The organism is Klebsiella sp. K-3 (assembly GCF_051207495.1).
GTDB lineage: Bacteria > Pseudomonadota > Gammaproteobacteria > Enterobacterales > Enterobacteriaceae > Klebsiella > Klebsiella aerogenes.
The window spans coordinates 1-711 of sequence record NZ_JBPNXF010000035.1; the positions used below are offsets into that span (position 1 = coordinate 1).

General features: G+C 53.6%; 1 rRNA gene. It reads right to left on the reverse strand.

The annotated features are described in order from the left end of the window. Window positions 1-22 precede the first annotated feature (22 nt). Window positions 23-711 (reverse strand): 23S ribosomal RNA (locus ACSEMK_RS24025); the annotation flags it as partial.

Genomic DNA, 711 nt, shown 5'->3' on the forward strand with positions numbered 1-711 from the left:
GCCAAAACATCTTCGGCGTTGTAAGGTTAAGCCTCACGGTTCATTAGTATCGGTTAGCTCAACGTATCGCTACGCTTACACACCCGACCTATCAACGTCATCGTCTTTAACGTTCCTTCAGGAGACTTAAAGTCTCAGGGAGAACTCATCTTGGGGCAAGTTTCGTGCTTAGATGCTTTCAGCACTTATCTCTTCCGCATTTAGCTACCGGGCAATGCCATTGGCATGACAACCCGAACACCAGTGATGCGTCCACTCCGGTCCTCTCGTACTAGGAGCAGCCCCCCTCAATTCTCCAGCGCCCACGGCAGATAGGGACCGAACTGTCTCACGACGTTCTAAACCCAGCTCGCGTACCACTTTAAATGGCGAACAGCCATACCCTTGGGACCTACTTCAGCCCCAGGATGTGATGAGCCGACATCGAGGTGCCAAACACCGCCGTCGATATGAACTCTTGGGCGGTATCAGCCTGTTATCCCCGGAGTACCTTTTATCCGTTGAGCGATGGCCCTTCCATTCAGAACCACCGGATCACTATGACCTGCTTTCGCACCTGCTCGCGCCGTCACGCTCGCAGTCAAGCTAGCTTATGCCATTGCACTAACCTCCTGATGTCCGACCAGGATTAGCTAACCTTCGTGCTCCTCCGTTACTCTTTGGGAGGAGACCGCCCCAGTCAAACTACCCACCAGACACTGTCCGCAACCC